Source organism: Streptococcus constellatus (assembly GCF_902167705.1).
Taxonomy (GTDB): domain Bacteria; phylum Bacillota; class Bacilli; order Lactobacillales; family Streptococcaceae; genus Streptococcus; species Streptococcus constellatus_A.
Genome location: NZ_CABHMZ010000003.1, coordinates 208,485 through 215,772, shown reverse-complemented (window position 1 = coordinate 215,772; position 7,288 = coordinate 208,485). Strand labels below are relative to the sequence as shown.

Annotated in this window: 8 protein-coding genes; 3 read left to right on the top strand and 5 right to left on the bottom strand. The window is 38.6% G+C overall.

The window, feature by feature from the left end; translation table 11 throughout:
• Nucleotides 1–104 precede the first annotated feature (104 nt).
• Nucleotides 105–659 (bottom strand): alpha/beta fold hydrolase, encoded by a 555-nt coding sequence (locus tag FQ204_RS01305; RefSeq protein WP_260843521.1) that lies wholly within the window; start codon nt 657–659, stop codon nt 105–107.
• Nucleotides 660–1,025: 366 nt separating this feature from the next.
• Here FQ204_RS01305 and FQ204_RS01300 point away from each other — a divergent pair, with 366 nt between their 5' ends.
• From FQ204_RS01300 to FQ204_RS01290, 3 genes are all read left to right on the top strand, one after another.
• The gene (locus FQ204_RS01300) at nt 1,026–1,391 is read left to right on the top strand and encodes a type II toxin-antitoxin system RelE/ParE family toxin (protein ID WP_144207687.1); all 366 of its coding nucleotides are present in this window, start codon (nt 1,026–1,028) and stop codon (nt 1,389–1,391) included.
• On the top strand, nt 1,378–1,653 hold the full coding sequence (locus tag FQ204_RS01295; RefSeq protein WP_003024346.1) for a multiprotein-bridging factor 1 family protein: 276 nt from the start codon (nt 1,378–1,380) through the stop codon (nt 1,651–1,653). Before FQ204_RS01300 ends, FQ204_RS01295 begins: the two co-directional genes overlap by 14 nt.
• Before the next feature lie 108 nt (nt 1,654–1,761).
• The gene (locus FQ204_RS01290) at nt 1,762–2,031 is read left to right on the top strand and encodes a type II toxin-antitoxin system RelB/DinJ family antitoxin (protein ID WP_313906365.1); all 270 of its coding nucleotides are present in this window, start codon (nt 1,762–1,764) and stop codon (nt 2,029–2,031) included.
• Nucleotides 2,032–2,120: 89 nt separating this feature from the next.
• On the opposite strand, the gene FQ204_RS01285 is transcribed toward FQ204_RS01290, so the two are convergent.
• The 4 genes from FQ204_RS01285 to FQ204_RS01270 form a co-directional block, all read right to left on the bottom strand.
• Nucleotides 2,121–2,492: a type II toxin-antitoxin system death-on-curing family toxin gene (locus FQ204_RS01285; RefSeq protein ID WP_144207681.1), complete on the bottom strand. Its 372-nt coding sequence runs from the start codon at nt 2,490–2,492 to the stop codon at nt 2,121–2,123.
• Nucleotides 2,489–2,746, bottom strand: a complete 258-nt coding sequence (locus FQ204_RS01280; RefSeq protein ID WP_144207678.1) for a type II toxin-antitoxin system Phd/YefM family antitoxin — start codon at nt 2,744–2,746, stop codon at nt 2,489–2,491. Before FQ204_RS01280 ends, FQ204_RS01285 begins: the two co-directional genes overlap by 4 nt.
• A 376-nt stretch (nt 2,747–3,122) precedes the next feature.
• Nucleotides 3,123–3,959, bottom strand: coding sequence for a hypothetical protein (locus tag FQ204_RS01275; RefSeq protein WP_144207675.1), 837 nt, complete (start codon nt 3,957–3,959; stop codon nt 3,123–3,125).
• A gap of 6 nt (nt 3,960–3,965) precedes the next feature.
• Nucleotides 3,966–7,040: an SEC10/PgrA surface exclusion domain-containing protein gene (locus tag FQ204_RS01270; RefSeq protein ID WP_144207672.1), complete on the bottom strand. Its 3,075-nt coding sequence runs from the start codon at nt 7,038–7,040 to the stop codon at nt 3,966–3,968.
• Nucleotides 7,041–7,288: the final 248 nt, after the last annotated feature.

Below are 7,288 nucleotides of genomic sequence, written 5' to 3'. Positions count from 1 at the left end.
ATGGGAGTAGCTCATAGTTTTTCCTCGGGTTCTGTTTGTGTGGTTACTTACAGTTTACACCAATGAAACGCTATGAGATTTTTTGTTGAACTATATTTTACAATTTATCTTTTCAAAAAAGATAAATCTCTAAAAGCTTGCCGTCTTATTGTCAATAAATGAATCATTAACTTTTCAGATAAGCTTAAATACCAATGCTTTTGAACTTTATCAAAAGCAAAACTTTCTTTGGCCGCCCTCTCCAAATTTTCTGACCATACAGCAGAGCTTTGTTTTTCAGTTATAACAGCTTTCTTTAGGCTCTCGTAAACATTCGTTTGAAGGTAATTCAGAGAATCTTCAATTTCTACATTCAAAGGGCAAATTTTGTCCATATTAATGTATCCACCGTCTAGCAAGACGAGATGTGTAATTTTATCATAAATACTTGTTAGATAAACTGCTAAATCTGCTCCCAAAGAATGGGCTATTAACAGAATATCATCATCCATATCAACTTGTGCCATAAACCAATCTTTCAATGCTTCTAATGAAATCAGTTGCTCTTCCAACCTAGAATCATAGATATCTAGATAAGTAACTGGAAAAGACAGTGCATTAAAAAAGTCCTGAGGATAATAGCAATTGCAGCCTAGTCCTCCAATAAAATAAGCCTTCATATTCTCATCCTTTCAGTCAGATGTTTCCAAAGCAAACTTTACTTTTATATTTTATTGATAATAATAAGCAAATATTGAACTCAAAAACACAAAAGCCCTTTAACAACAAGGACTTTTGTGGGCACATTATGTCCCCTGCCAGTAAAATTACGTTAAACTAAGTTAAAATAAAAAACAGAAATCGCATGAAATCAAGGTTTTATCACTTGCTTTAGAATATAAAAAAACAATTTTTTGAACAGATTTTGAACAAACTTTGTAAACTATCAATTCTCAAAAAGTAAAAACAGAGCTGGCAAAATTGCTAACAATAGTTTAGTATTATCAATTGCATTTTTGAACAATATATGCTATCATGGAGACATAATGAAACAACCAAAATTTGAATTTTATACGCGCTTAAATGGGCGTACTGAATTTATTGAGTTTTTACAAACCTTACCTCTAAAAGACAAACAAAAGCTTCTTGCTACGATTAGCCTGATACAAGAGCACGGTTTGCTTATCGCACAACGCATGGAATGGGTGAAGAAACTTGATAATGATATTTTTGAAATTCGCTCAAAAGTATCTTCTAATATTCAACGCGCCTTATACTTCCATGTGATTGGTGACCGCTACATCATCACACACGGATTTACCAAAAAGACACAGAAAACACCTACTAGTGAAATCAAGCATGCTAAAGAACTGAAAAAAGAATTTGAGGAGCATAATCATGACAACTATTAAATTTGATGATTTTTTACAAGATGAACTAAAACAAGAAGATTTTAAGGCTGGTTACTTAGCAGAAAAAAGCATCTTAGAAAGTGCAATTGCCGTCTTTAACGCTAGACAAAATGCTGGACTGACACAACGTGAACTAGCTGACCTATCTCATGTCCCGCAATCCACCATTGCTAGAATTGAACGGGGACATAATACCAGCATTGAAACCATGAGCAAGATTGCTTTTGCACTGAATCAAAAACTCACCATTAACATTGGCTAATATCAGCTTTTAGATGTCGTATAAAGAAGGCCTATGAATAACATTTTCAAGGGTCTTTTATGTTAAAATTGACAGATGAAAATATTGGGTGTATAGTGTCCTCGTAATATAAAAGGAGGTGCAAAAATAGCTCTCGCAAAAAATAAGTCAAGATTAAATTTAAATATTGATTCCGACCTAAAAGAAAATGTAGGGAAAATTTTATCAGAAATGGGACTAGACTACACAACTGCTATCAATATCTATTTCAGAAAAATTTTAACCGAGCAAAAGATACCTTTTGAAATTAGTATTCGTAAAAATCTGACTGTTGATGAAATTTTGGGGAAAAATTGGAGAGGCGGCTTAGACGAAATTGAGAACGAATACACGAATTGAACTAAAAATACCAAAAGTCCACACCATTATTATCTTAGAATAATTAAAAAAATAAAGCAAGTGATTTTTAGTAGTCACTTGCTTTTATATCAATGATTTTTTACAAAATCTAAAATATCTTCGTAGGTTAATTCTGATGCTGCTATACCTAATCCGAGATGAACCAACTCTTCATCAGTACAATCAAGCACAATATCGTTAAGTTCTAGTAGCACAAGCATTGCAAAAATACCTATGCTCTTATTTCCATCTAAAAAAGCATGATTCTTAATCAAAGAATAACAAAGTCTAGAAGCCTTTTCTTCAATAGTTGGATATTGATCAACTCCAAAATAAGTGTCAAAAACATTTGAAAGTGAGGCCTCAACTAACCCCTTGTCTCGTACACCATCCATTCCTCCCGAAGCTATAATCAATTGACTATGTAAGGCAACAACCTGTTCAACGGTTAATCGCTTCATTTGGCTAATTCCTTAAAGGCTTCTAGGTGGCGTGATAAGATAGAACTTGCCACCTCATCAACACTAGCTTGATCAGCAACAACAGCTTCTGTCTGTTCTTCTTGAACCAAGGTATTATAGTCAACTAAAACATATTTAGGTTTATTGTTTTTCAAAATAACAGCTGTACCCTTACTATCAACCATACGAGCAACTTTAGAAAAATTTTGATTTGCCTCCGTGATTGGAATTAAATTTTCAAGATTAATTTGCATTGTCATCGCCTCCTTTTGTTTATCATACCATTTTTAAGCAACAAAAGCAAAAATATAGGATGGATTTATCCTATTTTATAAATTCCCTTTGATAATTTTCAGATTTTAATATCGTCTGGTATGCTATCGGGTCATCAATGATTGAAAATTATGAACCAACTATTCAAGATGTGATGGATTTAAAAACTTATGCTATCAATAGATGAAAGGAGTTGAATATTAGTTGAAAATCAATATGAAGGCTATGAGTACATTGGGCCTAGTAACCAATGAGAATGCTAAAAATTTTTATTATATTTTAAAAGCTCTAGTATTTTTAGATACCAGAGCTTTTTTATTGACTTTTTCCCACATTAAGTCAGTTTTATTTTACATGCTATATCAATCTTGATTTAATACCTACCCCACTACGTCTAATATCTTCAAGGTTTCTATTGATTTTTGAAGATTCATTTCGAGCATTTTGCATGTCTTGCCGTAAGCGATTCGCAGATTCGCGAACCTCTGCCATGACTTGATCATAATTTTGATGCAATTGTCTCTCTAATTGTTTTTGTTGTTGTAACATTTGTTGTTGATGTTGTTCTGTACGCCATAGATTAGCTGCTTCTTGAAAATTCATTGCACGGTAATCTTTCAAAAGAACAATCATTCCTGCAAAGTCTTCTAATTTACAAAAATTATCAGGAATAAGAGAAATGAAATATGAGAAGGTTGGATCGTTTTCCAAATCTTGTTTTTCTTGATTATACGATTGATATTGCGTTGTATTTGTTGCTTCAAGAGTTGCTTCTTCTGACACTTTCTCAGCTTGTTTACGTGTTAAACCATAACTAATTGTAATTTTTGGGAAAAAAGGAGATTGTTTTTCATTTTTAGCTATTTCATTTATCTTTTCAGTTACAAACATGAATATTCTCGCAATCACCTGCCCTATTATATATCCTATTGGGAGCTGTAGTATAGTAATAAAGAAATTGCTCTCTGAACTGGCAAAAAATACTACAACAAAAACAATTCCAGTTATATTGGCTATTCTGTTCTTTTTTCTTTTAGTTGCTTGTTGTAGTCTCAGTTGACGGTTTGCTTTAATTGTGTTTTGCATTTTATTGTTAAGAGTTACAATTTTATCCCCTTGTACATAAAGCAAAGTCAAAATATTAAGCAATTCTTCTCTATTAAAATCACTAACAGCTAACTTTTCTTCTGTCATATTCCTTTATCCTTTTCTTCCATGTTTTCTACGTGCCCCAAAGCTGAGACTTGCTAAGATACCCATGCCTAACAATGCCAGCCATGAGCCTTTTTCTCCAGTTTGTGGGAGTTGTTTGTCAGTTCGGCTATAAATATAGTTTGAGTGAATGGTTGGGCGAATCTTTTTGCTTGAGGTCATTGGTTTAGCAGCTTGACGCATTGAAAGAGCTTGTGCTTTTTCTTCTGCTGCTTTCTTAGAGGCAACCCACTCCTCATACGCCTTCTTCACCGCTTCATACTGACTATTCGCATCCCGTTGATCTTTCAACAACACAGCCAGCTTGCTACGTGCTTCCAACGTGGCTGCAACAGCTTCCTTATGCTTTTCACTTGCTTCTAAATGTCTTGACACCGCTTCACTCAACAGCTTATCAGCATTCTTATACATGGCCAGCAAGTTTTGTTGATTGTTCAACTTACTTTCAAGCGCCCTCGCTTCCGCCACCAATTTAGCTTCCACGGCTTTAGCAGCTGCCACCGCTTGTTCAGCGGCTACCAATTTGGCATCTTCACTCACTTTGCTTGCTTTCAGGGTTGCTAAGTTGTTTTCAGCTGCCGTCAAGGCTTGTTCTGCGGTACGAAGTGCCGCTTGTTTTTCTTTGATAGATGCTTTCAAGTTGGCAACCGCTTTGTCTGCCGCATCTTTACGAGCTTGTGCATCCTTGCGAGCAGTCGTTGCTTTTTCAAGGGCTTCACTAGCAGCTGGTGTAGCGTCTTTCACCCCGGTAAGTGCTGCCAATTTGGCTTTGGTGGCATTGAGCATCTGTTGCGCTTCCACTGCTTTGCTTTCTGCTTCACGAAGGGCGGTAGCAGCCTTTTGAGCCGCTTCTTCTTTGGCAGCCAAGACCGCTTGCGCTTTTTGCAATGCAACTTGTTTTTCTTGAATCGATGCGTTGAGGTTGGTAACCGCTTTGTCGGCACTCGCTTTGCGGGTTTCTGCGCTAGTACGCGTTGCAACTGCTGCACGGTGTGCCATTTCAGCGCTAGGTGTTTGGAGCGCTTGGTTGCGTACAGTAGCCAATTCGCTTTGTGTCGTGCTCAGTGCTTGATGAGCTGCATCAAAAGCAGCTTGTTTAGCAGTCAGAACCCCGTTGGCTTCATTGAAGGCTGTAAGAGCTGCTTGGAAGTCGCTTTCGGCTTGTGCCAAGTCTTTTTCCAATTGTGTCGTGTCATATGGGTCTGGAAGGGCTTGACCAGCATATTTATCACTGAATCCTACATAGTGCATGCGACCAAGTCCGTTTGGTGTTACGCTAGATGCGACACCGACTGCATCGTCATCTTGTTCGTTACCAAGCATGTTAGACATGTGACCAAAATCGCTATGGTAATCATCTACCATCATACCGATGATTGATCCTGCAATAAAGCGATACATTTCGGTCATGGTTGTGGTACCAGTACGCATACCAGAGATATTTTCATTCATCCATGTTAGTTTTGATGAAGGTGTTTCACCAGCAGCCAGTGCGGCATGACTGTGACCAGATGACCATGGTTTGTTTTCTTTGGCATACGCTTCGGCAACCTTTTGCACGTAATCCATCGCTTCTTCGGTGGTGTAAGTCTTCACCTTAGTACCCCAGAATTGGCGACGCACTGCTGTCAGTAAGTGTGCATAATATTGGGTTAAAGCTTTTGCTTGTTCACGTGTCATATGAGCTGGATCAACCGTTGATGGATCAATTGGTACATTTCCATTACGCTCAATATCGTAAGCACCTTCTGCAATCCACTTATTGAAGACTTCTTGAAGTGCATCTTTATCGGCTTCTTCACGGTCAGAATTCAAATACTTCTTATAAGCATCAATCACATATTGTGGTACGGTAATCGTCGACAACTTCTTCTTAGCATCCAATTCTTTCCGCAACGCATCACGTTTGGCTTCGGCTGCTTCTTTGGCTGCTTTTTTGGCTTCGGCATTTTTCTTGGCTTCCGCAAGGGCATTTTCGGCATCTGTTTTAGTGACCGTTTGTTCTGCTTCTTTTGTGGTTAAGTCTTTGATTTTGGCATCACGATCGGCATCTGCTTTCTTGGCTTCGTTCAATTTTTGAGCGGCTTCCACTTCTTTGGTTTTGGCGTCAGAAAGAGCCTTCTCAGCAGCTTTTTGTTCATCCAAGACCTTTTGGGCACCCGTCCCGTCAAGGGCTGCCTGAGCTGTTTCTACTGCCTTTTTAGCGGTGTTAACGTCTGCTTTAGCTGCGCTATCGGCTGCCTTTTTCGCAGCAGCATCGGTTGTGGTGTCGGTTGCCGTTTTGCTTTGAGTGGTTGCTTGGTCTTTCAAGTCCTTGATTTGGGCATGACGGTCGGCATCTGCCTTTTTAGCGGCTGCCAATTTTTGAGTAGCATCGCTTTCTGCCTTTTTGGCATCTTCTAAGCTTTTATTGGCTGCTTTTTGTTCATCAAGAGCTTTTTGTTCGCCGGTGCCATCGAGCGCTGCTTTGGCGGTATCGACACCTTTTTTAGCCGTATCAACTGCTTTTTGTCCAGCTTCTACCCCTTTTTGGGCTTGTTCTACCGCTTGTTTTTGGGTAGTAGCCGCGTCAGTCGCTTTTTGTGTGGCGTTAGCTGCAGTATCACTTGCTTTTTGATTTTGTGCAATCTCTTTTTGCGTATCAGCTACGCCTTTTTCCGCTTGGGCAATCGCATCTGGTGTAGCGGCAGCCTTATTCTTTTCCGCTTCGGCTACTTTTGCGGTAGCATCTTCTACTGCCTTTTGGCTGTTCGCTTCAATTTGAGCACTTTCAGCCACTTTCCCGGCTTGGTCGGTCACCGCTTGGTCTGCTTGTTGCTTAATCCCATGCGCTTCCTCAACCGTCTTCTCTGTTGGGGTGGTGGTGACCGCAGCACCATCCTTTGTCAATAGAACACCGTCTAAGACTTTAATATTGTGCGCCTTGGGTGCTGTTACATCAGAAGACAGAGTAGTTGACGATTTGGTCAATTCTTCTGCTTGCACAGTTGCCCCACTAGTTACACCAAACGCAGCTAGTGCTATAGCCCCTGTTGCCGTACTTTTAATAACCTTGTTTCCCATAGTTCCTCCTGTTTTTTAACTTTTAGGAAGGCTTGACTACAAAGTCAAGCCTTGTTATATGTAGTATAACAAGCATTTTTGTCAAGTATTTAGCATGATTTTTGAAAAATTTTTGAGAAAAACACTCCCCTATCCAACCTTAAAAAGTTGTCACAGATTGATTATAGCACCTAAAACTAATCTTGTAAAGTTATTCATCAACCTTTTGAGAAGTTATCTTTCTCCCTAAAAATCGGTATCATGGAGAA